Source organism: Massilia sp. BAP21, from assembly GCF_057801335.1.
The window spans coordinates 5551753-5573896 of record NZ_CM173596.1; the positions used below are offsets into that span (position 1 = coordinate 5551753).

Here is a 22144-nt window from a genome sequence, read left to right on the forward strand (position 1 = left end):
TTCAGGGTCTCCAGCCGGCGTTGCGCAGCGGGACGATGGTCTCGAAGACGCGGTAGCGGTAGCAGCCCCAGTCGTCGCCGCCGACGTCGACCGTGATCGGGGCCGCGGCCACGCCTTCGGGCACGGCGCTGGCGAACACCACCGGCTTGTCGGCGGTGGCGGTGCAGTTGCCGTCCGCATCGGGGCGCTCGCGCGCCGCGCTGCGGGCCACCACGGCGATGCGCAGGGCCGCGATGTGCTGGTAGTCGCCGGCGCTGCCGGCGACGCCGCTGCCGTCGGCGTCGATCATGGTGGCCGACCAGCGCCGCACCTGCAGCCCGTCCTGGGGCGTAAAGGCGCCGCCGGTGCGGGTATCGAAGCCGTATTGCGCCTTGATCGAGACGATGTTGTCGGCCACGGTCTGGGCGGTGCCGCCGGCGCCGGCCAGGTCGGTCGAGCGCAGCTGCAGGAAGCCGTTGTTCACCGACCAGGTATGGAAGGCCAGGGTTTTCTCCGGCCCCAGGTTGAAGATGCGCGCCATGCCCGCCGTGTAGTTCGCGCCGCCAAGCGCGCCGCTGTTGTAGCGAAAGCCCGTGCCGCCGGCCAGCATCACGTACTGCTGCTTCGGCGGGGCGTCGACGCGGCCGGGGTCCTCCGAGATCTGGGCCAGCGCGCAATCGCCGGCGCCGATGTTGTCCGGGGCCACCACGACCACGTCGCCGAGATTGAAGCCGTAGGAGGGAATGCGGTCGACGTCGAGGCGCGTGCCGCCGATGTAGTTGCTGGTCACGCGCAGGGTGCCGGTGCCGGTCATCGAGCTGCCCGCGTAGAGGGTGATGCGGTCGGGATTGGCGCCGCCGGATTCGATCACGGCCGGCGCCAGCGGAAACACGGTGGCGGTGCCGCGCGCGGCCGGCGCCAGGCGGTAGCCGCCGGTGTCGGAAAAGCGCGTATTGCAGCCGACCAGCACCGGATCGTTCAGGCCGAAGCCGGCCTGCTGGGCGTCGCCGCTGATCGAGAACATGGCCAGCATCCCGTTCTGCATCGAGTCCGAGCCGCCCAGGGCCGAGGCCTTGTTCTGCTCGGCGCCGGTGATGAGGCGCGTGGCGAACACCAGCGCCAGCAGGCCGATGAGCACGCTGACCAGCAGTTCGACCAGGGAAAAGCCGCGCGCGCGCGGACCGTAGGGGTGGATGCGCATCACATCGCCCCCGAAATAAAGGCGCGCACCTCGTGCCTGTTGGCCAGCTCGCCGGCCTTGCGCTGCCAGGCGATGCTGACCACGACTTCGCTCGGGTCGGGCGACGTGCCCTCGTCGACGCTGACCGTGATCTCGGCGCCCGGGATATGGCTGCGCGTTTCCGCGTACCAGGTCGCGAGACGCTCGCCTGGTTCCTCGTCTTCATCCAGCGCGTAGTCGCCGAGGTGGGACGGATCGGTGCTCATTACGCCGATCAGCTTGTCGGCGGCGATGGTGGCCTCGGCGCGCATGCCGGCATCCGACAGCGCGGAATAGGCGCGCGCCTGCAGGCCGATGGTGCCGAGCAGGCCGATGGCCAGCAGCACCGCCGCGATCAGGGCTTCGATCAGGGATACGCCGTCCTGGCGGCGGGGAGGCATCAACCTGCGGGTCATGGCGGGCACCTGTGGGGGTCGTCGGCGGCGGCGCCGGGCTGGCATTTGGCGGCGATGCCGGCCAGGGTCAGCACCACGCTGGCGGAGCGGAACGCGCCCGCGTGGCCGGCGGCGGGCCGCATGTCGATGCGCGCAATGCGCGGCGCCATCGTGGTGTCGACCCAGCCGACCGGGGTGAAGTACACGCTGTCGGCTTCCTCGGGATCGACCGCCTGCACCAGCACGTCGGTGCCGGGCAGCGCATCGGCGAGGCGCAGCACCGACTTGAAGCCGGCCGCGCCTTCCGGGTCGCGCTCGGCGGGAGCGGTGGCGGTCGACCACGAGCCGCTGTCCTCGTTGCAGGGCGTCTCGGGACGCGGGAAGCAGATGTCGACCTGCCAGTCCAGCTGGCCGTTGGCGTTCTCGCTCAGCACCAGGCGGCTGGCGCTGTTGTGCGACAGCGCCTGGGCGCGCGCCAGGGCGAAACCCTCGGCGTAGAACTGGGAGGCGGCGGCGGCTCGGGTGGCGCTGACCCAGGCCGCCATGCGCGGCGCGCCGAAGGCCAGGATGCCGCCCAGGATGGCCAGCGCCACCAGCGATTCGAGCAGCGTGAAGCCGCGCGCCGGCCGCAGGGGCATTCGCATAGGCATATCCAGCCCCCTGCGCATATGCTCGCTTATTCGCTGCACTTTCCGCCCTTGTCGCTCACCCAGCAGCGGTTGCTGGCGGCCCAGCCCTCGGCGATGCGGGCGGCCGACAGCGCCGACGTGCGGCGGCCGTTCTGGTCGATCGTGAAGCGGAAGCCCGCGGCGCCGTTGCGGCCGGTGGCGGTGACGGTATAGGCGGTGTCGCTCTCGGCCGTCAGGGAATAGGTGAAGTTGTCGGTCTCGGCCGGGAAGCCGGGGGCGTCGTCGAGCTCCTCGAAGCTGTGCTCGTTGGCCCAGTACTGCTCGGCCAGCGGCTGTACGCCGGCCAGGCCGGCATAGGCGTCGGTCAGGCGCGTGCGCAGCATGTAGCTGCCGTAGGCCGGCACCGCGACGGCGGTCAGCACGCCGACGACCACCAGCGTGATCAACAGTTCGATGAGGGTGAAGCCAGCCTGGCGTGTCATGGGAATCCTCGGGATCGGGTGCTATCGGGTGCTATCAGGTGCTATCAGGTGCAATCGGGCGCATCGCGCACGGCAAGGAAAGTTGCCGCAGGAGAATAATACCCGAGAAAGCTTGCATTACCCTGAGGAAATGCTGACAGGAACCTGACAGGCGCACGCCGGCGTCAAGGGCAGTTGCTCGTTCGGATTCAGGGAAAGGCGATGTGGAAGACCGCCCCGCTGCCCTCTTCCGGCTCGCCAAGGCTGAGCTCGGCGCCATGCAGGTTGGCGATGTCGCGCACGATCGCCAGGCCGAGGCCGCTGCCCGTGCTTTGCTGGTCCAGGCGCACGAAGCGTTCGAACACCTGGCTGCGCAGGCTGGCCGGGATGCCGGGGCCGTTGTCTTCCACGCGCAGGAAGCTGCCGCCCTCGCTGCTGGCGCCGCAGGCCACCGTGACCCGGCCGCCGGCCGGCGTATAGCGCAGGGCGTTGTCGACCAGGTTGTCGACCAGGTCGCGCAGCATGAAGCGCTCGCCCTGCAGCGGCGCCGGCTCCAGCTCGAAGCCGAGGTCGATGTCCCTGGCCGCAGCCTGCTCGACGAAGTGCTGGATGCTCTCCGCCACCAGTTCCGACAAGTCCAGCGGCAGCAGGCGCGACCGCGCAAAGCGGTTCGGCTCGGCGCGCTCGAGCGAAAGCAACTGGTTGGTCTGGCGGATCAGGCGCTCGTTCGCCTGCAGCATCAGGGCGAGCGAACGGGCGCTGTCCGGGTCGGCGGCGTGGCGTTCGGCCAGCCATTCGAGCTGCAGCTTCAGGCCGGCCAGCGGGGTGCGCAGCTGGTGCGCGACGTTGGCGCGGAACTCGTCCTGGGCGCGGGCGCCGGCCTCGATCCGGCCCAGCAGGGCATTGAAGGCGCCGACCACCGGCGCCAGCTCGCGCGGCATGCCGCTGTCGTCGAGGGGCGCCAGGTCGGCACTGCCGCGCGCATCGAGCCGGGCGCGCAGGCGCGCCAGCGGCGCCAGGCCGTTGCCAACCGAGAACCAGGCCAGGCCAACCAGCGCCAGGCTGAACACGCCTTCGAGCAGCACCAGCGAGCGCACGATGGCCGAGCGCACCTGCTGGCGCGCCCGCACCGTACGGGCGATGCTGACCGTGGCCGGCGCACCCTGCCATTCGAGCGCGGCGGAAGCGATGCGCACCGGCTCGCCATGCAGCTCGGCGTCGCGCAGGCTGGGGCCGCGCAGCGTGGGCAAGGCGGGCAAGGCGGCGCTGCCGGCGATCAGGCGCCCGCCCGCGTCGTGCAGGGCGGCCCAGCTGGCCTCGCCGGCGCCGTCCTCCGGTGCGCGGCCATCGTCCAGCAAGCCCAGCCCCTCCGCGCGCACCCGTGCGGCCAGGGCGCCGGCGGCCGCGCGCAGGCCGTCGTCGAAGGCGAGCTGGGCCGGGGTCCAGGCCAGCAGGTAGGTGAGCGCCGCGGCGCCGAGGTTGAATACCAGGATCGGCCCGACCAGCCACTTCAGCAGGCGCAGCCGGATCGAGCTCATGCGCCCGCTTCGAGCAGGTAGCCGAAGCCGCGGATGGTGCGCAGGCTGACGCCGGCGCCGTCGAGCTTCAGGCGCAGGCGCGACACATAGACCTCGACCGCGTTCAGGGTCAGGTCTTCGCCCCAGGGCGCGATGGCGTCGACGATCTGCTGTTTCGAGACCACGCGCCCGGCATGCTGGAGCAGGTATTCGAGCACCGCCCACTCGCGCACCGACAGTTCCAGCGCACGTTCGCCGACCCGCGCCCGGCGCGCGCCGCTGTCGAGCACGATATTGCCGAGCGCGAGCACCGTCGATTTCGGGGCGTTCCGGCGCGCCAGGGCGCGGATGCGCGCGACCAGCTCGGGCGTGGCGAAGGGTTTCACCAGGTAGTCGTCGGCGCCGGTTTCCAGGCCGCGCACCCGGTCTTCGACGGCGTCGCGCGCGGTCAGCAGCAGCACCGGGGTGGCGTCGCCGCGCGCACGCAGGCGGCGCACCACCTCGAAGCCGTCGATGCCGGGCAAGCCGATGTCGAGCACGGCGACCAGCGGAGGGTTGCGCTGCAGGAGCGCATCGGCCTGCAGGCCGTCGCATGCGAGCTCGACCTGCATGCCCTGGGCTTGCAGGGTGCGCGCCAGGCCGTCGGCGAGGACGGCGTCGTCTTCCACAAGCAGGATGTGCATGCGCCTACATTTTCCAAGGAAATGGTGTTGGCGCACATTATGGGGCAAAGCGCCCGGCGGCCACAAACCGCTGGGCGTGGGCAGGGCTGAAATGGGGCGAAGAGCAGGTGGAGAGATGGCTGGAGATAAGGCCGAAGATGAGGCCGGCGTAGGTGTTAACTCCGGGTATCTTTCCTAGTAGGACTGGACTGACAAAACATCCTACGGGGGGCCTACACAGGGGCAACCCCTAATCTTATGTTCGGCAACAGACTATAGCTTTAATGTACACACATCGCGATGAGGCAAAGTCAACAGGCCAAAAAATCGCTCACAGATGCAATGAAGCTAGAGATAAGAGGACAGAAAATGAACAACGCTCAACTTGGTGGTGCAACGCAAAAAGCGCAATCGGTCAATGGCATGCCTTCGACCAAAGAAGAAATTCGAGCTGCGTCGCGTCCAGTTGTCAGCGTCAGCGGCACCCAGCAGAACGATCTGCTGGCCGCCCTGCCGCGCCAGGACCTGGAAACCCTGTTCGAGCACCTGGAACTGGTTCCTATGCCTTTCGGCAAGGAATTGTTCGAGTATGGCAGCAAATTGGAATACGTGTATTTTCCGACGACGGCAATCGTGTCGCTCCTGTATGTGATGGAAGACGGCGCCACCACCGAGATCGCCGTGGTAGGCCATGAAGGCGTGGTCGGCGTGTCGCTGTTCATGGGCGAACGCGCCATGTGCAGCGCCGTCGTACAGAGCGCCGGCTACGGCTACCGCCTCAAGACCCAGTACCTGCGCGACTCCTTCATGAAAGGCGGCGCCCTGCCCCAGCTGCTGATGCGCTACACCAACGCCCTGTTCGCCCAGATGGCCCAGAACGCCGTCGGCGGCCGCCACAGCTCGATCGAACAAAAGCTGTGCCGCTGGCTGCTCGACCGCCTGGACCGTTCACCAGGCAACGAGCTGAAAGTGACCCAGGAACTGATCTCGATCATGCTCGGCGTGCGCCGCGAGTCGATCACCGCCGCTGCCGGCAAGCTGCAGGACGAAGGCCTGATCCAGTACCGCCGCGGCAACATCACGGTCCTCGACCGTGCCGGCCTGGAAGAGTACGCCGGCGAATGCTACAAGGTCGCCAAGACCGAGTACGACCGCCTGCTGATGGACGTCGCCGCCCGCTAACGCGCAGCAACTCCCCCCAGATCGTCGTTCCCTATCGCCGGCAGGACCGGCGATGGGACCGGCGCTTTCGTATCGAGCAACACCGCACCATCCTCCGCTTGCTCCTGACCCGAGCAAGACGGCAACATGCCGGCCACGGCACCCGGCATTGGCGTCGCCACGTTGCCGGCACCCAGCGGAATGCTGGCCCGCACGCAAGTCCCTACCCCGTTCACGCCGCGCTCGACCTCGAACTTCCCGCCCAGCAGCAAGGCCCTTTCGCGCATGCCCAGCAAACCGTGCGATTTCGACCGTGCAAATGCATCGGCGGGAATGCCGATGCCGTCGTCCGTGACTTCCAGGCCCAGCACCGCGCCCACGCATTCGAGGTGGACGATCACATTGCTGGCCTTGGCATACTTGGCGATATTGTTCAGCGATTCCTGCACGATGCGGAACAGCGCGATCGCATGCATGGGCCCGGCCGAGTCGATGTCGCCGTCGACCAGCACGTCGCAGTCGAGGCCGGTCACGCGCGCATAGTCTTCGCAGTAACTCTGCAAGGCCGCGCTCAGGCCCAGGTTATCGAGCAGGCTGGGGCGCAGGTCCTCGACGATGCGGCGTTTCAGTTGCACGGTGTCGACCAGGGTGCTGCGGGCCCGGGTCAGCATTGCCACCAGGTCGGGCCGGCTGCCGCGCAATTGCTCGGCTACGGTGTTCAGGTCCATGCCGATCGCCGTCAGGTTGGCGCCCATCTCGTCGTGCAGCTCGCGCGCCAGCTTGGTCTTTTCTTCTTCCGACACATGGATCAGGTGGCGCGACAGCACCGACAATTGCTCGGTACGGCGGGCAACGATGGATTCCAGTTGTTCGTTGGCTTGCTGCAGGGCGTGCTCGGCATCCTTGCGCGCGCCGAAGCTGCGCCGCACCAGGCGGTAGAACAGCAGCAGCACGGCAATCGCGGCGGCGTTGATGCCCAGTCCCAGCATCACCGCGTGCCGGTACTGCCCGTAAAAGGCGGCGCTGCGCGCATTCAGCAGTTCGTTCTGTTCGCTCAGCATGATCACGACCTGCAGGCGGATCTCGTCGCTGTCGTTGTCGCCAGGCGCGCCGGTGATCGCCAGGATGTCCTCGATGCCGCCCTGGCGGTAGATCGTCATGGCCTGCTGCATCATGCCGAGCTGGCGCTCGACCAGGCTGCGCAACTGCACCAGGTTTTTCTGTTGCGAGGGATTGTCGGCCAGCAGCTTGCCGAGCTTATCGAGCTGCTGGTCGATGCGGGCCGGCGCCGCCTGCACGCTGCCCAGGTAGCTTTCCGAACTGGAGAGGAAATAGCCGCGCAGGCTACTCTCGGCGTCGGTGACCAGCAGGTTCAGGTGCTGCAGCTCGTCCGTGACCTGGGAGGTGCGCTCCTGCAGGGCGTTGGCCGCCTTCAGGCCGTCCAGGTTACGCAGCAGGAAATAGCCGTTCACCACCAGGATCAGCACGCAGGCAAAACACAGCAGCGTCTTGTAGAGCGGCAGCGCACGGGCCTGGGGCGGGGCCGGATCAGTGGTGAAATACATCGGTGGATTCCTTCGCGCAACTTAAGGGACGGGCCGATTATAGCCTTGCACGGGCATCGACGCACCCCGATGGTGCTGCGACGGGAAGTGGAACGTAGGCGGGAAGAGACAGATTGCGCGCTTGCGTGACGATTGCAAGCGTGGCGCAGGGACTTGCGGGCGACGCCTGCCGCACCCGTGGCGGCCAGGGTCGGGAAAGGCGGACGCCGGGCGGCGTCCGCGGCCCTGCTCAGTCGAGCAGGTTGTTTTTCATGGCGTAATACGTCAGGTCGCTGTTCGACTGCAGGCCCATCTTTTCCATGATGCGCGTGCGGTAGGTGGACACGGTCTTGATCGACAGCGACAGCGCATTGCCGATATCGGACACGGTCGCGCCCTTGGCCAGGCGCAGGAAGACCTGGAACTCGCGGTCCGACAGCTCGGTGTGCAGCGCGGTGTTCGGGTCGCGGTCGAAACTCTGGGCCAGCAGTTCGCCGACCGTGGACGAGACGTAGCGGCGGCCCTGGTAAACGGTGCGCACGGCGGTCTTCAGTTCGTCGGCTTCGCATTCCTTGTTCAGGTAGCCGTTGGCGCCCATCTTGAACAGATTCAGCGCGTATTGCTGCGCCGGATAGCCGGAGAGAATCAGCACCGGCAGGTTCGGCTGGCCCTGGCGGATGGTGCGCAGGATATCGATCCCGCTTTGGTCGGGCATGGCGATGTCGAGCAGCAGCACGTCGCAAATTTCGCGACGGGCGATATCGAGCGCCTCACGACCGGTGGCGCCCTCGGCGACGACTTCGAAATCGCCGGACGACGAGAAAATCTGTTTGAAACCTGCTCGAACTATCTGGTGATCGTCACAAATGGCAACGCGTATCATTGTCTTCCCTTAAATTTTCCTGGCACAGGAAAGAGCCGTGCGAACTTTTTTTCGCGCCCCGGCTGTCATGCGTTGGATGAGCTAAGCGCATGTAACATTTTAGCACTCCCACGCCCCAGTACAACAGGCGCACGAATGCCTGAGTGTGAACTGTGCCCTGCTCCCGATTGCGCCTTGTCTTATGCCGGCCGCGGGCCGTCTTTCAGCAACGCGAGGATGCCGAGCAGGTCTTCGCGCAGCTTGGCGGTATCGACCGCCGGCGCTTCCTCGACCTCTACCTGCTCGATGCCGCCGGCCAGGTCGCTGGCGCGGTTGTCGAGACGGTTGCGGGCGCCGCTGATGGTGAAGCCCTGCTCGTACAGCAACTCGCGGATCCGCCGGATCAGCAACACTTCGTGGTGCTGGTAGTAGCGGCGGTTACCACGTCGTTTGACAGGCTTCAGCTGAGTAAATTCCTGCTCCCAGTAGCGCAGCACATGCGGCTTGACCCCGCACAATTCGCTGACTTCGCCGATCGTGAAATAGCGCTTGGCCGGGATCGGCGGCAGCGCGGCGAGTTCATTCTTGTTCGGACGGTCGTTCATGGCTCACTCAGGCAGCGCGCGCCAGCGACGCCGGGCTGGTCTCTTCGACCATGCCCTTGAGTTTCTGGCTGGCGTGGAAAGTCACGACGCGGCGCGCCGTGATCGGGATCTCTTCCCCGGTTTTCGGATTGCGGCCCGGCCGCTGTGGCTTGTCGCGCAACTGGAAGTTGCCGAAGCCCGACAGCTTGACGGCCTCGCCGCGCTCGAGCGCGTTACGGATTTCGTCGAAGAAGGTTTCGACCATGTCCTTGGCTTCGCGCTTGTTCAGGCCGACCTGCTCGAACAGCAGTTCGGCCAGTTCGGCCTTGGTCAGGGTCGGCAGGTCGCGTTCGGCTTCCTTCCGTACCCGTGCCACTTGCATCGCACGATGCAGGTCGGCCGCCAGTGCCTCCTGGAATACGGCCGTATCAACGTCGTTATTATTAATTTTGAAGCCCTGCCTTCAGATCAAACGTTTTGGACGAAGTAATCGCAGCGTTCATGCGGTATGGCCGCAATGACGCCGCGATGCTTTCAATTACCCGCGCAGTTTTGCGCTGTGTTTTTCTTTTGCGGCCTCAGCCACGGCAGCCATCAAGGCCTCCACGGCATCGTCCTGCAATGTCGATTGAGTATCTTGCAAGCTAAAGCGGAAAGCAAGCGATTTTTCGTCCGCCTCCAGCCCCTTGCCGCGGTATTCATCAAACAAAACAACGGCTTGCAAGATCTTGCCGTTCGGGTGAGCGCTTGCTGCGGCGCTGAAACTGTCGAGCACGGCCTGGGCCGGCACGTCCTGTTTCACGACCAGGGCGAGGTCGCGGGTGGCGCCTGGGAACTTCGAAATCTCGGTATAGCCCGGCACCACGCGCGCCGTCAGCGCGGCGGCATCGACCTCGAACAGCACCGGCGCCTGCGGCAGGTCGTACTTCTGCAGCCAGCGCGGATGCAGTTCGCCGATGAAGCCGACATTCTCGCCATCGAGCTCGACGGTTGCGCAGCGGCCCGGATGCAGCGCCGGGTGCTCAGCCTTATTGAAGCGTACCACACGTGGCGCGAACAGGGCTTCCAGGTCGGCTTTCACGTCGAAGAAGTCGACCGCGCGGGTGGCCACGCCCCACTGCTCGTCCACGGCCGGGCCGTAGGCGATCGCGCCCACGCGCTTGGGCTGCTCGAAACCGGCGACGGCCAGCGGGCCGTCGGCAACTGCCTCGTTGCGCTTGAAGATGGCACCGACTTCGAACACGCGCACGCGGCCGGCTTTGCGGTTCAGGTTATAGCGCACGTTGGCCAGCAGGCCGCCGATCAGGGTCGAGCGCATCACGCTCATCTGGCTGGCGATCGGGTTCTGCAGCTTGATCGGTGCGTCGTTGCCGGCGAAGTCCGCTTCCCACGCGCTTTCCACGAAGCTCATGTTGACGACTTCCTGGTAGCCGAGGTCGGCCAGCTGGTGGCGCACGGCGAACAGCGAGCGGGTGTTTTCCGGCTCGATCAGCATGGCCGACGGGGCCACCGGCGGGTTCGCAGGAATGTTCTCGAAGCCATACACGCGCGCGACTTCCTCGATCAGGTCTTCCTCGATCTCGATGTCGAAACGGTAGGATGGCGCAGTCACCGAGAACTGGCCTGCGCCGTTTTCGTCCACTTGGTGGGTGAACGGCAGGCCCAGGCGGGTGAAGATGTCGGCGATCATTTCGTCGGTGACGGCCACGCCGATCACCTTCGCTGCGCGCGCGGTGCGCAGCACGACGGGCTGGCGTTGCGGCAGGTTCACGACCTGGTCGTCCACCGGACCGACTTTGGTATCGGCGGTGCCGCAGATTTCCACGATCAGCGCGGTGATGCGCTCGATGTTTTCCACCGTGTGGGCGAAATCGACGCCGCGCTCGAAGCGGTGCGAGGCATCGGTCGAGAAATTGTATTTGCGGGCACGGCCCTGGATGGCGTTCGGCCACCAGAAAGCGGCTTCCAGGTAGACGTCGGTGGTGTCGAGCGTGACGGCGGTGGAGTCGCCGCCCATGATGCCGGCCAGCGATTCGATTTCCTTGTCGTCGGCAATCACACCGACCCACTCGTCGACTTCGATGGTGTTGCCGTTCAGGAGCTTCAGGGTTTCACCCTTCTTGCCCCAGCGCACATCGATGGCGCCGTGGATCTTGCTCAGGTCGAACACGTGCGACGGCTGGCCGATCTCGAGCATGACGTAGTTCGAGATGTCGACCAGTGCCGAGACCGAGCGCTGGCCCGAACGTTCCAGGCGGCGCTTCATCCATTCCGGGGTGGCGGCGCGTGCATTCAGGCCACGGATCACGCGGCCGGTGAAGCGGCCGCACAGGTCCGGGGCGGAAATTTTGGCCGGCAGCACTTCGTCGGTATTCACGCTGACCGCGCGCGCGCTCGGCAGCGACAGCGGCGAGCCGGTCAGTGCCGACACTTCGCGCGCCACGCCCAGCACCGACAGGCAGTCCGCCTTGTTCGGGGTCAGCTTGATGGTGAACTTCAGGTCGTTCAGGCCGAGGTAGTCGCGGATGTTGGCGCCGACCGGCGCATCTTCCGGCAACTCCATCAGGCCGCTGCTTTCTTCCGAAATCTTCAGTTCCTTGGCCGAGCACATCATGCCCTGCGACTCGACGCCGCGCAGTTTACCGACCTTGATCTCGAAAGGCTTGCCGTCGGCGCCAGGCGGCAGCACGGCGCCGGCCTTGGCGCAAATCGCCTTCATGCCGGCGCGCACGTTCGGAGCGCCGCAGACGATGTTCAGCAGGGTGCCAGTGCCGACGTCGACCTGGCAGACGTTGAGGCGATCGGCGTTCGGGTGCTTGGCCACTTCCACCACGTGCGCCACCACCACGTTCGAGAACGGCGGCGCGACGGCTTCCACTTCCTCGACTTCGAGACCGGACATGGTCAGCAGGTGGGCCAGTTCGTCCGAATTCATTTTCGGATCGACCAGGGAACGGAGCCAGTTTTCGGAGAATTGCATAATCTTTTTACCTTGTAGCTGCGCTATTTATCAGGTTTTCTTCTGTCTTAAATAGGTCTCAGAAACCGTAGCGAGCGGCAGCAATTTCGGTTGAGAAGCGGAGCTGTACTTTAGTACAGCGAGCTATCGCCTTGGCGGCGGAGACCGAAAGTGCAACGCGCAGTAGGTTTATGAGGCCTATTTAGTTGAACTGCTTCAGGAAGCGGAGATCGCCTTCATAGAACAGGCGCAGGTCGTTGATTCCATAACGCAGCATCGTCAGGCGCTCGAGGCCGGAGCCGAACGCGAAGCCGATGAATTTTTCCGGGTCCAGGCCGAAGTTGCGCACCACGGTCGGGTGCACCTGGCCGGCGCCCGACACTTCCAGCCAGCGGCCCTTCAGCGGACCGGAACCGAAGGCGATATCGATCTCGGCCGACGGTTCGGTGAACGGGAAGTAGGACGGACGGAAGCGCACCTGCAGATCGTCGGTCTCGAAGAAGGCCTTCACGAAGTTCAGGTAGACGCCCTTCAGGTCGGCGAACGAGATGTCTTCGCCGATCCACAGGCCTTCGACCTGGTGGAACATCGGCGAGTGGGTGGCATCGCTGTCGACGCGGTAGGTGCGGCCTGGCGCGATGACCTTGATCGGCGGCGTGTGGGTGCGCGCGTAACGTACCTGCATCGGGCTGGTGTGGGTACGCAGCAGCAGCGGTTTACCGGTGCTGTCCTGGCCTTCGATGTAGAAGGTGTCCTGCATCGAACGCGCCGGGTGGTTTTCCGGGCTGTTCAGGGCAGTGAAGTTGGTCCAGTCGGTTTCGATTTCCGGGCCGTCGGCCACGTCGAAGCCGATCGAGCGGAAGATTTGCTCGACGCGTTCCCAGGTGCGCATCACCGGGTGGATGCCGCCGACCGAGCGGCCACGGCCCGGCAGGGTGACGTCGATGGACTCGGCGTTCAGGCGCTGCATCAGCTGGGCGTTCGCCAGGTCGTCGCGGCGCGCGGTCAATGCTTTTTCGATTTTTTCTTTGGCGGCATTGATCAGGGCGCCCTGCGCCTTGCGCTGTTCAGGGTCGAGCTTGCCGAGACCCTTCATCAGTTCGGTAATTTGGCCGGTTTTGCCGAGGTATTTCGCTTTTGCGTTTTCCAGCGCGGCTGCATCCTGGGCAGCGGCGAAATCGGTCCCTGCGACGACGACGAGTTCTTCCAGCGAGTTCATGCTTTGTTCTTTTCCTGTTTTTGGGTGGCGGGAGACGCCACAATCAAAAACGGGGCGAGGGCTTATTCAACCCCCGCCCCGCTCTCTGCCCTACGTCACCGCAGGGCTGGTCTTGCAAACTGGGATGCTATTAAGCAGCCAGCTTGGCCTGGACGGCAGCGACAATCGCGGCGAACGCCGGCTTGTCGTGCACGGCCATGTCGGCCAGGACTTTACGGTCCAGTTCAATCGCGGCTTTTTTCAGGCCGTTCATGAAAGCGCTGTAGGTCATGCCGTGCGAACGCGATGCTGCGTTGATACGGGTGATCCACAGTGCGCGGAAGACGCGCTTCTTGTTGCGGCGGTCGCGGTAGGCGTACTGGCCAGCGCGCATGACTGCTTGCTTGGCAATACGGAATACCTTGCTGCGGCGGCCACGGTAGCCTTTGGCAAGCGCAAGAACTTTCTTATGACGGGCACGTGCAGTAACCCCACGTTTTACTCGAGGCATATTCGCTCCTTAGTGTGAGATTAAGCAGATGGCATCATGCGGTAGACGCTGGTCACGTCCGACGCATTGATGTTACGGGTGCCGCGCAGCTGGCGCTTGTTCTTGGTGGTCTTCTTGGTCAGGATGTGACGCTTGAACGCCATACCCGATTTGACAGTACCGCCCGGACGCACGCGAAAACGCTTCTTCGCGCTGCTTTTGGTTTTCATTTTTGGCATAGTCATCTGTCCTCGCGGACAGCCTCATATGTAACAGGATTGCAGGTGGCAGCGACGCTGCTCTTAGATGCCTACTTTCACTTGTTTTGCAGCGAGTGCTGGACCCACTACAACCTGCTTCGAAAAACAGGAACCGCAGATTCTAGCACAGGAGTGTTGATTAGTGTAGCGGTAGTAATGGCCGTTGTAGGGTGGGCACTTGTGCCCACGCGGTATGGCACGGATGAGTTATCGAAACGTTCTCACATGCCGGCCGATCGACCCTGCGGCGATGATGTGCGGCATGCATGAGTACGACAGCGTGGGCACAAGTGCCCACCCTACGAACAACCCATCGCACAAACGAACAAAGCCGAGCCCGGCGCTGCAGCTCACACTGCGGCGCCGGGCTCGGCCTGGCTAGACCAACGCGAAAGAATTACTTCTTCTTCTTAGGCGCGATAATCATGATCATCTGGCGGCCTTCCATCTTCGGGAACTGCTCGACCTGGCCATACGGCTCGAGGTCGCCCTTCAGACGTTCAAGCATGCGGAAGCCGATGTCCTGGTGGGCCATTTCGCGGCCGCGGAAGCGCAGCGTAATCTTGGTCTTGTCGCCGTCGTCGAGGAACTTGATGAGGTTGCGCAGCTTGATGCTGTAGTCGCCCTCATCGGTACCCGGACGGAACTTGACTTCCTTGACCTGGATGATCTTCTGCTTCAGCTTGGCTTCGTGGGCCTTCTTCTGCTCGGAATACTTGAACTTGCCGTAATCCATGAGGCGGCAGACCGGTGGATTCGCGTTCGGCGCGATTTCCACCAGGTCGACGTTTTTCTCCTCGGCCAGACGAAATGCCTCAGCCAGGCTCACAATGCCCAGCGGCTCGTTGTCCACCCCGGAGAGACGCATTTCCGGGTAAGTAATTTCGCCATTGATGCGATGCGACTTGTCAGTAGCTATGTTGTTTCCTTTTAATGTCTGAATGACCGGCCGGCGTTATTTGGCTTTGGAGGAAACCTCGCCCAGGAGGCGCTCCAGCAGGGCATCGACGGACATCACGCCCAGATCGACATTGCCCCGTGCACGCACGGCCACGGTGTTTGCTTCGCGTTCCTTGTCGCCAACTACCAGGATGTATGGCAGTTTTTGGACGGAATGCTCACGTATTTTATAGGTAATCTTCTCGTTCCGCAAATCAGCGTGAACGCGCAGGCCGGCTGCCTTCAAGCGTGCTTCCACCTCTTTCACATACGTTGCCTGTGCGTCAGAAATGTTGAGAACGGCCACTTGTACCGGAGCCAGCCACAGCGGCAGCGCACCCGCGTAGTTCTCGATCAGGATGCCGATGAAGCGCTCCATCGAGCCCACGATCGCGCGGTGCAGCATCACCGGCACCTTGCGCGAATTGCCTTCCGCAACGTACTCGGCGCCGAGACGGCCCGGCATCGAGAAGTCGACCTGCATGGTGCCGACCTGCCATGGACGGCCGAGGCTATCCTTCAGGTGGTACTCGATCTTCGGACCGTAGAAGGCGCCCTCGCCCGGCAGCTCCGTCCACTCCACGCCACAGCCGCGCAGCGCCGAACGCAGCGCTTCCTCGGCCTGGTCCCAGACTTCGTCGGAACCGATGCGGTTATCCGGACGCAGGGCAATCTTGACGTCGATGTTGTCGAAGCCGAAATCGTCGTAGACCTTCATCGCCTGGGCGTGGAAGGCAACCACTTCCGGCGCAATCTGCTCTTCGGTACAGAACACGTGACCATCGTCCTGGGTAAAGCCGCGCACGCGCATCAGCCCGTGCAGCGCGCCCGAGGACTCGTTGCGGTGGCACTGGCCGAATTCGCCGTAGCGCAGCGGCAAATCGCGATAGCTCTTCATGCCGGCGTTATAGATCTGCACGTGGCCCGGGCAGTTCATGGGTTTGAGCGCGTACGAACGATTCTCCGAATCGGTGGTGAACATGTTGTCGCGATAATTGCCCCAGTGGCCGGTCTTTTGCCAGAGGGTGACGTCCAGGATCTGCGGGGCCTTGACTTCGTTGTAGCCGGTGACCTGGTAAGTCTTGCGCATGTACTGCTCGACCTGCTGCCAGACGGTCCAGCCCTTCGGATGCCAGAAGATCAGGCCCGGCGCTTCTTCCTGGAAGTGGAACAAATCGAGCTGCTTGCCGAGTTTACGGTGATCGCGCTTTTCCGCCTCCTCCAGCATGTGCAGGTATTGCTCCTGGTCTTCCTTCTTGGTCCAGGCGGTGCCGTACACGCGCTGCAGCATTTCGTTCTTCGAGTCGCCGCGCCAGTAGGCGCCGGCCAGCTTCATCAGCTTGAAGACTTTCAGCTTGCCGGTCGAAGGCACGTGCGGGCCCCGGCAGAGATCGGTGAAACCGCCTTCCGAGTACAGCGACACGTCTTCGTTGGCCGGAATCGAGGCGATGATCTCGGCCTTGTAGTCTTCGCCGATCGACTTGAAATAGGCCACGGCTTCGTCGCGCGGCAGCACCTTGCGGGTGACCGGCTCATCCTTCTTGGCCAGCTCGACCATTTTCTTTTCGATGGCTTGCAGGTCTTCCGGGGTGAATGGGCGCTTGTACGAGAAGTCGTAGTAGAAGCCGTTCTCGATGACCGGGCCAATGGTGACCTGGGCTTCCGGGAACAGCTCTTTTACCGCATACGCCAGCAGGTGGGCGGTCGAGTGGCGGATGACGTCCAGGCCCTCGGGATCCTTGTCCGTGACGATGGCCAGGTTGGCATCCTGCTCGATCAGGAAGGAGGTGTCGACCACCTTGCCGTTGACCTTGCCGGCCAGGGCAGCCTTGCCGAGGCTGGTAGCGATGCTGCTGGCCACCTGGGCGACAGTGACCGGTCCTTCGAATTGACGGCTGGAGCCGTCCGGAAGTCGCACATTCAACATTTTGATCTCCAATGGCGCCTGATGCGCCTGCTAACATTGATAAATTTGAAACTGAAAAAGTCGGGACGAAAAAAAACGCGCACCAGGCGCGTTATCTTCAGTGTTGTCGAGTTTCTTCGAGCAAAAGGCCACCGTACCGCGTCTAGCGATTCCCCCACAACCAGGTTGTAGTTCGCGGTGTCATAACCGTTTGTGCCTTTCTCGCTCTTACTGTGACGACAAGAGCGGAAAACCGGAGTTCCCCGCACTGTCTTTGTATTCTGGTGGGCGGTGCAGAATTCGAATCTGCGACCCCTTGGATGTCGACCAAGTATTCTAACCAGCTGAACTAACCGCCCAATGAGGAGCATTATAGGGGCCGCGCGCCGACCGCGCAAGGGTTGTTCGGAATTAAGTATTTCTGCGATGCCGTAAGGAGCGCCCTGCTTCCGTCCAGGCCGATATCCATTACACTTGCCAGTCGTTGAACCCACAGCATCAGCCATGCCTTCCCAGCACGCCGCACCGCCGACTTCCGAACACCTGCACGCCCACCTCGACGGCGATGCCCAGCATGGCCACTACATCGAGGCGCGCAGCCAGAAGGCGATGGCCTTTGCCCTGACGCTGACGCTGCTGTTCGCCGTGGTCGAGGTGGTGACCGGTTTCGTGTCGAATTCGCTGGCCCTGATTTCCGACGCCGGCCACATGGTGACCGATGCCGCCGCCCTCGGCCTGGCCCTGCTGGCGCAACTGATCGCCAAGCGCCCGCCCTCGAGCCGCCATTCCTTCGGCTTCGTGCGCGCCGAGGCGCTGGCCGCCTTCGTCAACTGCCTGGCGATGCTGGCCCTGGTTGCCTGGATCGTCTACGAGGCGGTGCAGCGCCTGACCCACCCGGAACCGGTGCAGGGCGGCGTGGTATTGATCGTCGCCGCCCTCGGCGCCTGCATCAACATCGCGGTGGCCTGGGTGCTCTCGCGCGACACCGAGAGCATCAACACGCGCGCGGCCCTGGTCAACGTGATGGGCGATCTGCTCGGCTCGGTGGCGGCGATCGCCGCCGGCGCCATCATCTACTTTACCGGCTGGGTGCGGATCGACCCGATCCTGTCGATCTTCGTGTCGCTCCTGATCCTCAAGTCCACGGTCGGCATCCTGCGCGAGTCCTATCACTTCCTGATGGAAGGCGTGCCGCACGGGATCGATTATCTGCAGGTGGGCGCCGACCTGGCCGCGGTCGAGGGCGTGCTGTCGGTGCACGATCTGCACGTATGGGACATGTCGCCCGGCCACCCTGCCCTCATCGGCCACCTGGAAATCGCCGACCTGGGCGAATGGCCGATCGTGCTGCGCCGCATGAAGGAAATGCTGCTGGCCAGGCACGGCATCGACCACGTGACCCTGCAGCCGGAAGCGCTGGACGGCAAGCCCTTGCAGGCAGTGTAAGTATCCTCCGACTCCGGCTGGGTGCGCACGCCGATAGAAGGCGCGCTTGCGCTTCGTGATAATCGGTGCATGGACGATATTACTGAGCATCTTACTGAGCACGTCTTCGACACCCTGGTCATCGGCGGCGGCCCCGGCGGGCTGACCGCCGCCATCTACCTGCGCCGCTTCACGCGCAACATCGTGGTGGTCGACAAGGGCAATAGCCGCCTGTGCCTGATTCCCGTCTCGCACAACTATCCCGGCTTTCCGGAAGGCGTGCCCGGCGGACAGCTCCTCGTGAATCTCACCGAACAACTGAAGCGTTATGGCGGCGAGGTGCGCCATGGCGAAATCACCGGCCTGCGCCTGGAAGACGGTATCTTTGTCGGCGACTACCTCGACGACGACGGCAAGGTCCGCCCGATCCGCGCGCTGACCGTGCTGCTCGCCACCGGCGTCGCCGATGCCGGGCTGCCGGTCGAGCGCTGGCACGAGGCGGTGGCGGCCGGCGCCGTGCGCCTGTGCCCGGTCTGCGACGGCTACGACGTCATGGACACGCGCATCGCCGTAGTCACGTCCGAAACCAACCCGGTCGGGCACGCCCTCTTCATGCGCTCGTTCAGCGCCGACGTGACCCTGTTCGACCGCAGCGAGGAATCGATGCTGAACGACGACGAGCGCCGCCAGATCGAGGCGGCCGGCGTGAAGTACGTCGAGTCGCCGCTGCTGGGCGTGACGCTCACCGACGACATGAAGCCGGTGCTCAATACCGCCGATGGCGCGAGCCGCGAGTTCGACGTGTTCTACCCGATGCTGGGCGAATCGGCGCGCTCCAAGCTGGCGGCCGACCTGGGCGCCGAGACGGCCGAATGCGACAAGCTGGTGGTCGACGACCACGGGCGCACGAAGGTGCCGGGGCTGTATGCGATCGGCGACGTGGTGCGCGGCCTGAACCAGATCGCGGTGGCGGCCGGCCAGGCGGCGATTGCGGCAACGGCCATCCACAACGCCCTGCCCTGGGCCTTGCGCCCGGCGCAGCAGCAGCAGCAGCAGCAGCAGCAGGACGGCCGGCAACCCGGCCAACAACAACCGCGCGCCGCCTGAACCAGGCGCCGCGGCGGCGCTAGCCCTGCCTGGCCGGAAGCGGCGCCCGCCTGCCCTCCAGCATGCGTTCGAATTCCGCCGCCGGCAAGGGCCGGCTGATCAGGTAGCCCTGGACTTCGTCGCAGCCGCGCGCATGCAGGAAGTCGCGCTGCGGCGCCGTTTCCACGCCTTCGGCGATGACGCGCATGCCGAGGTCGTGGGCGAGCGAGACGATGGCGCCCACCATGGCGGCGCTGTCGGCGTCGGTCTCGATGTCGCGGACAAACGACTGGTCTATCTTCAGCACGTCGACCGGGAAGCGCTTCAGGTAGGCCAGGCTCGAATAGCCGGTGCCGAAATCGTCGATGGCCAGCTGCACGCCCATCGCCTTGATCTCGCCCATGGTCGCGATCGCGCGCTCCACTTCGTCCATCACCAGGCTCTCGGTCAACTCGAGCTCGAGGCAGGCGGCATCGAGGCCGGTCGCGCGCAAGGTGTCGGCAATCAGGGGGGCGAGCCCGGTTTCGCGGAACTGGCGCGACGATAGGTTGACTGCCACGCGCAAGGCGCCGTGGCCGGCGCGCTGCCAGGCGGCGGCCTGGGCACAGGCGCTGCGCAGGGCCCAGGCGCCGATCGGCACGATCAGGCCGGTGTCCTCGGCCAGCGCGATGAAGCGATCCGGGCGCATCATGCCCAGTTCCGGATGGCGCCAGCGGATCAGCGCCTCCATCCCGATCACGCGGCCGGTGGCGAGCAGGATCTGCGGCTGGTAATGCAGCTCGAACTGGTTGCCGGCCAGGGCCACGCGCATGGCGTCGACCAGGGCCAGGCGCTCGCCCACGCGCTCGTTCATGCCCGGCAGGTAGAAGCGCGCCGTGTCGCGCCCGGCTTCCTTGGCGCGGTACATGGCGATCTCGGCATGCTTGACCAGGGTCTCGGCATCCCGCCCGTCGGTCGGGAACGCGGCGATGCCGGCGCTGCAGCTGAGGTGGAAGCGCCGCCCCTCGTCCTCGAACGGCTGGCCGACGGCGCGCAGCACCGCGTCCACGGTCGCCATCACCTGGTCTTCGCCGTTGCGCTCGATCAGCATCAGCACGAATTCGTCGCCGCCGGTGCGCGCCACCGTGTCGGCCGGCCGCACCGCCGCCGTGATGCGCCGGGCGGCCTGCTGCAGCACGCGGTCGCCGGCCGGGTGCCCGAGGCTGTCGTTGACGTACTTGAAGTGGTCGAGATCGAGCGCCACCACCCAGCCCTGGCGCCCGTGCTGGCCGGCGAACACCACGGCGCGCTCGATGCGGTCGCCCAGCAAGGCGCGGTTCGGCAAGCCGGTCAGGGCGTCGTAGCGCGCCCGGTGTTCCAGCTCGGCCTCGTAGCGCTTGGCGGTGGTGACATCGTATTCGGTGATCACGAAATGCTCGGTGCGGCCGTCGGCGCCGTGCACCGGCGCCACGTAGACCTCGGCGTACAGCTCGCTGCCATCCTTGCGCCGCAGGCGCAGCAGCGCGTGGCCTTCGCGCTCCTCGCGCATGGTGTTCTGCAGCTCGTGCACGGCGGCCTGCTCGGGCAGGCCGGCGATCAGCTCGTCGAGCCGGCGCCCGTTCAGTTCGTCCCTGCCATAGCCGCGCATGCGCATGAAGGCCGGATTCACGTATTCGATCGGATAGCCGGGCCGGGTGGCGTCGACCAGGATCACGCCGCTGGCACTGGCATCGATGGCGCGGAAATACAGGCGCATGGTCTCCGAGGTGCGCCGCAGGTCGGCCGTGCTCAATTCCACCAGGCGCTCGACGCGCCGGCGCCGCGTGACACTGGCATGCACGTAGGCGGTCACCGCCAGCGTGCAGACCAGGCTCAGCACCAGCAGGACGCTCGAGCCCAGGTGGACCGCCGCCGCTTCGCGGGCGCGCGCCCGCAGCTCCCAACTTTGCCCGTAGACGTCGAAGCGCTGGCTGCGCTCGACCAGGTGGGCCCCCAGCAGCTTGCCCCACCAGGCCGGCTCGTCGGGTACGGCATGGCCGTAGCGCGCGACTTCCAGCATCGTGGCCTTGCCGTCGACCTGGCCCGCCAGCGCCACCTCGACGCCGCGGTGGCGCAGCAGATTCGCGCTCAGCAGTTTCTGCTCGATCAGGCTGGCCACGTCGATCACCACCTCGGTCACGCCCTCGGCCCCGTCCGGTCCGGCGCCCCTGCCGTCGCCGGCAAGCGGCATGGCAATCACGATGCCGTGCCCGCCCTTCGGTTCGATCAGCGGCACCAAGCCGCTGGCGGTCCAGTCCTTGCGCGCCAGCGTGCGCTCGACCAGCGTGCGGTGCGGACCGAAGGCCCAGATATCGTAGCCGTGCGCGATGTGTTCGACAGGTTCGGGAATGATCTTGTCGAGCGGCAGGTAAAGGGGACGCACCGCGGCAGGCTCGAAGCCGGCGCCGCGGCGCTCGCGGATCCGGAAGTCGGGCCAATGCGCGCGGCGCGCCGCCTCGTAGGCGTCGCGCTCGTCGGCGCGCACGAAGCGGTAGAAGGCCAGGGCCTGGATGTAGGGATGGGCGCCGGCCAGGGGCGCGGCAAAGCGGGCAAACTGTGCGTCGTCGACCTGCGCGGTCGAGCCAAGCAGCAGGTTGATGGCGCGCATCGCTTCGGCGGCATCGTCGAAGCTGCGCGCCACCGCCGCCACCCGCGCCTGCACCCGGCGGTCGACATCGAAGTCGTTGCGGGCATGTTCCGATGCCTGGAGAATGGCAAACAACAGGCAGCTGAGGGCCACGCCGCACAACAGGGTGGCGATCGTCGCTGGATGCAGGGCACGCGCCCGCTTGATGCTGGAAACGCTCATGGTGGCCATGCGGCCAGTCTAGCAGATGCCAGGCGAATAAA

At 65.1% G+C, this 22144-nt stretch carries 20 protein-coding genes and 1 tRNA gene; 3 read left to right on the forward strand and 18 right to left on the reverse strand.

Annotated elements, in window-relative coordinates; genetic code table 11:
- Position 1 precedes the first annotated feature (1 nt).
- From ACWYRN_RS24160 to ACWYRN_RS24185, 6 genes are all read right to left on the reverse strand, one after another.
- Entirely contained in the window at positions 2 to 1180 is a 1179-nt protein-coding gene (locus tag ACWYRN_RS24160; RefSeq protein WP_488690338.1) for a PilW family protein, read from the reverse strand.
- Positions 1180 to 1614: a type IV pilus modification PilV family protein gene (locus ACWYRN_RS24165; RefSeq protein WP_488690339.1), complete on the reverse strand. Its 435-nt coding sequence runs from the start codon at positions 1612 to 1614 to the stop codon at positions 1180 to 1182. Before ACWYRN_RS24165 ends, ACWYRN_RS24160 begins: the two co-directional genes overlap by 1 nt.
- Positions 1611 to 2237: a pilus assembly FimT family protein gene (locus tag ACWYRN_RS24170; protein ID WP_488690340.1), complete on the reverse strand. Its 627-nt coding sequence runs from the start codon at positions 2235 to 2237 to the stop codon at positions 1611 to 1613. The genes ACWYRN_RS24165 and ACWYRN_RS24170 overlap by 4 nt, the downstream gene beginning before the upstream one ends.
- Positions 2238 to 2269: 32 nt before the next feature.
- The gene (locus ACWYRN_RS24175) at positions 2270 to 2704 is read right to left on the reverse strand and encodes a type IV pilin protein (protein WP_488690341.1); all 435 of its coding nucleotides are present in this window, start codon (positions 2702 to 2704) and stop codon (positions 2270 to 2272) included.
- 188 nt (positions 2705 to 2892) lie between these two features.
- A complete protein-coding gene (locus ACWYRN_RS24180) occupies positions 2893 to 4221 on the reverse strand; it encodes a sensor histidine kinase (protein ID WP_488690342.1) in 1329 nt (442 codons plus the stop codon).
- The gene (locus ACWYRN_RS24185; protein ID WP_488690343.1) at positions 4218 to 4883 is read right to left on the reverse strand and encodes a response regulator transcription factor; all 666 of its coding nucleotides are present in this window, start codon (positions 4881 to 4883) and stop codon (positions 4218 to 4220) included. The genes ACWYRN_RS24180 and ACWYRN_RS24185 overlap by 4 nt, the downstream gene beginning before the upstream one ends.
- A 348-nt stretch (positions 4884 to 5231) precedes the next feature.
- On the opposite strand from ACWYRN_RS24185, the gene ACWYRN_RS24190 reads away from it, so the two are divergent.
- Positions 5232 to 6044, forward strand: coding sequence for a Crp/Fnr family transcriptional regulator (locus tag ACWYRN_RS24190; RefSeq protein WP_374041338.1), 813 nt, complete (start codon positions 5232 to 5234; stop codon positions 6042 to 6044).
- Here the strand turns inward: ACWYRN_RS24190 and ACWYRN_RS24195 are convergent.
- The 11 genes from ACWYRN_RS24195 to ACWYRN_RS24245 all read right to left on the reverse strand — a co-directional run bounded on the left by ACWYRN_RS24195 (position 6041) and on the right by ACWYRN_RS24245 (position 17124).
- Positions 6041 to 7588 (reverse strand): CHASE3 domain-containing protein, encoded by a 1548-nt coding sequence (locus tag ACWYRN_RS24195; RefSeq protein ID WP_488690344.1) that lies wholly within the window; start codon positions 7586 to 7588, stop codon positions 6041 to 6043. The two genes, ACWYRN_RS24190 and ACWYRN_RS24195, sit on opposite strands and share 4 nt — an antisense overlap.
- Positions 7589 to 7817: 229 nt before the next feature.
- Entirely contained in the window at positions 7818 to 8450 is a 633-nt protein-coding gene (locus ACWYRN_RS24200) for a response regulator (RefSeq protein WP_005667428.1), read from the reverse strand.
- A gap of 179 nt (positions 8451 to 8629) precedes the next feature.
- Positions 8630 to 9034 carry a MerR family transcriptional regulator gene (locus ACWYRN_RS24205; protein WP_229436604.1) on the reverse strand — a complete coding sequence of 135 codons (405 nt, stop codon included), beginning with the start codon at positions 9032 to 9034 and terminating at the stop codon, positions 8630 to 8632.
- 7 nt (positions 9035 to 9041) lie between these two features.
- The gene (locus ACWYRN_RS24210) at positions 9042 to 9395 is read right to left on the reverse strand and encodes an integration host factor subunit alpha (RefSeq protein ID WP_229436605.1); all 354 of its coding nucleotides are present in this window, start codon (positions 9393 to 9395) and stop codon (positions 9042 to 9044) included.
- 156 nt (positions 9396 to 9551) lie between these two features.
- Positions 9552 to 11993 carry a phenylalanine--tRNA ligase subunit beta gene (gene pheT / locus ACWYRN_RS24215; protein ID WP_488690345.1) on the reverse strand — a complete coding sequence of 814 codons (2442 nt, stop codon included), beginning with the start codon at positions 11991 to 11993 and terminating at the stop codon, positions 9552 to 9554.
- A gap of 181 nt (positions 11994 to 12174) precedes the next feature.
- Positions 12175 to 13191: a phenylalanine--tRNA ligase subunit alpha gene (gene pheS, locus ACWYRN_RS24220; RefSeq protein WP_290424309.1), complete on the reverse strand. Its 1017-nt coding sequence runs from the start codon at positions 13189 to 13191 to the stop codon at positions 12175 to 12177.
- A 130-nt stretch (positions 13192 to 13321) separates the two neighbouring features.
- Positions 13322 to 13681: a 50S ribosomal protein L20 gene (gene rplT / locus ACWYRN_RS24225; RefSeq protein ID WP_192052139.1), complete on the reverse strand. Its 360-nt coding sequence runs from the start codon at positions 13679 to 13681 to the stop codon at positions 13322 to 13324.
- A gap of 20 nt (positions 13682 to 13701) precedes the next feature.
- Positions 13702 to 13899 (reverse strand): 50S ribosomal protein L35, encoded by a 198-nt coding sequence (gene rpmI, locus ACWYRN_RS24230; protein WP_026354218.1) that lies wholly within the window; start codon positions 13897 to 13899, stop codon positions 13702 to 13704.
- 418 nt (positions 13900 to 14317) lie between these two features.
- On the reverse strand, positions 14318 to 14788 hold the full coding sequence (gene infC, locus ACWYRN_RS24235) for a translation initiation factor IF-3 (protein WP_488690346.1): 471 nt from the start codon (positions 14786 to 14788) through the stop codon (positions 14318 to 14320).
- 87 nt (positions 14789 to 14875) lie between these two features.
- On the reverse strand, positions 14876 to 16786 hold the full coding sequence (gene thrS, locus ACWYRN_RS24240) for a threonine--tRNA ligase (protein WP_488690347.1): 1911 nt from the start codon (positions 16784 to 16786) through the stop codon (positions 14876 to 14878).
- Positions 16787 to 17047: 261 nt separating this feature from the next.
- Positions 17048 to 17124, reverse strand: a tRNA-Val gene (locus tag ACWYRN_RS24245).
- A 145-nt stretch (positions 17125 to 17269) separates the two neighbouring features.
- Here ACWYRN_RS24245 and ACWYRN_RS24250 point away from each other — a divergent pair.
- Entirely contained in the window at positions 17270 to 18211 is a 942-nt protein-coding gene (locus tag ACWYRN_RS24250; RefSeq protein WP_488690348.1) for a cation diffusion facilitator family transporter, read from the forward strand.
- A gap of 69 nt (positions 18212 to 18280) precedes the next feature.
- Positions 18281 to 19297: an NAD(P)/FAD-dependent oxidoreductase gene (locus tag ACWYRN_RS24255; protein ID WP_488690349.1), complete on the forward strand. Its 1017-nt coding sequence runs from the start codon at positions 18281 to 18283 to the stop codon at positions 19295 to 19297.
- A gap of 19 nt (positions 19298 to 19316) precedes the next feature.
- Here ACWYRN_RS24255 and ACWYRN_RS24260 read toward each other — a convergent pair whose 3' ends face one another.
- Positions 19317 to 22103 (reverse strand): bifunctional diguanylate cyclase/phosphodiesterase, encoded by a 2787-nt coding sequence (locus tag ACWYRN_RS24260; RefSeq protein ID WP_488690350.1) that lies wholly within the window; start codon positions 22101 to 22103, stop codon positions 19317 to 19319.
- Between the last annotated feature and the right edge of the window lie 41 nt (positions 22104 to 22144).

Coding starts and splice junctions, on each gene's coding strand:
- ACWYRN_RS24255 (WP_488690349.1), top strand. CDS start 18,281: ATGGACGATATTACTGAGCATCTTACTGAGCACGTCTTCGACACCCTG.
- pheT (WP_488690345.1), bottom strand. CDS start 11,993: ATGCAATTCTCCGAAAACTGGCTCCGTTCCCTGGTCGATCCGAAAATG.
- ACWYRN_RS24190 (WP_374041338.1), top strand. CDS start 5,232: ATGAACAACGCTCAACTTGGTGGTGCAACGCAAAAAGCGCAATCGGTC.
- rplT (WP_192052139.1), bottom strand. CDS start 13,681: ATGCCTCGAGTAAAACGTGGGGTTACTGCACGTGCCCGTCATAAGAAA.
- ACWYRN_RS24160 (WP_488690338.1), bottom strand. CDS start 1,180: ATGCGCATCCACCCCTACGGTCCGCGCGCGCGCGGCTTTTCCCTGGTC.
- ACWYRN_RS24185 (WP_488690343.1), bottom strand. CDS start 4,883: ATGCACATCCTGCTTGTGGAAGACGACGCCGTCCTCGCCGACGGCCTG.
- thrS (WP_488690347.1), bottom strand. CDS start 16,786: ATGTTGAATGTGCGACTTCCGGACGGCTCCAGCCGTCAATTCGAAGGA.
- ACWYRN_RS24205 (WP_229436604.1), bottom strand. CDS start 9,034: ATGAACGACCGTCCGAACAAGAATGAACTCGCCGCGCTGCCGCCGATC.
- ACWYRN_RS24210 (WP_229436605.1), bottom strand. CDS start 9,395: ATGCAAGTGGCACGGGTACGGAAGGAAGCCGAACGCGACCTGCCGACC.
- ACWYRN_RS24200 (WP_005667428.1), bottom strand. CDS start 8,450: ATGATACGCGTTGCCATTTGTGACGATCACCAGATAGTTCGAGCAGGT.
- ACWYRN_RS24170 (WP_488690340.1), bottom strand. CDS start 2,237: ATGCGAATGCCCCTGCGGCCGGCGCGCGGCTTCACGCTGCTCGAATCG.
- ACWYRN_RS24175 (WP_488690341.1), bottom strand. CDS start 2,704: ATGACACGCCAGGCTGGCTTCACCCTCATCGAACTGTTGATCACGCTG.
- rpmI (WP_026354218.1), bottom strand. CDS start 13,899: ATGCCAAAAATGAAAACCAAAAGCAGCGCGAAGAAGCGTTTTCGCGTG.
- ACWYRN_RS24250 (WP_488690348.1), top strand. CDS start 17,270: ATGCCTTCCCAGCACGCCGCACCGCCGACTTCCGAACACCTGCACGCC.
- ACWYRN_RS24260 (WP_488690350.1), bottom strand. CDS start 22,103: ATGAGCGTTTCCAGCATCAAGCGGGCGCGTGCCCTGCATCCAGCGACG.
- ACWYRN_RS24165 (WP_488690339.1), bottom strand. CDS start 1,614: ATGACCCGCAGGTTGATGCCTCCCCGCCGCCAGGACGGCGTATCCCTG.
- infC (WP_488690346.1), bottom strand. CDS start 14,788: ATGCGTCTCTCCGGGGTGGACAACGAGCCGCTGGGCATTGTGAGCCTG.
- ACWYRN_RS24180 (WP_488690342.1), bottom strand. CDS start 4,221: ATGAGCTCGATCCGGCTGCGCCTGCTGAAGTGGCTGGTCGGGCCGATC.
- ACWYRN_RS24195 (WP_488690344.1), bottom strand. CDS start 7,588: ATGTATTTCACCACTGATCCGGCCCCGCCCCAGGCCCGTGCGCTGCCG.
- pheS (WP_290424309.1), bottom strand. CDS start 13,191: ATGAACTCGCTGGAAGAACTCGTCGTCGTCGCAGGGACCGATTTCGCC.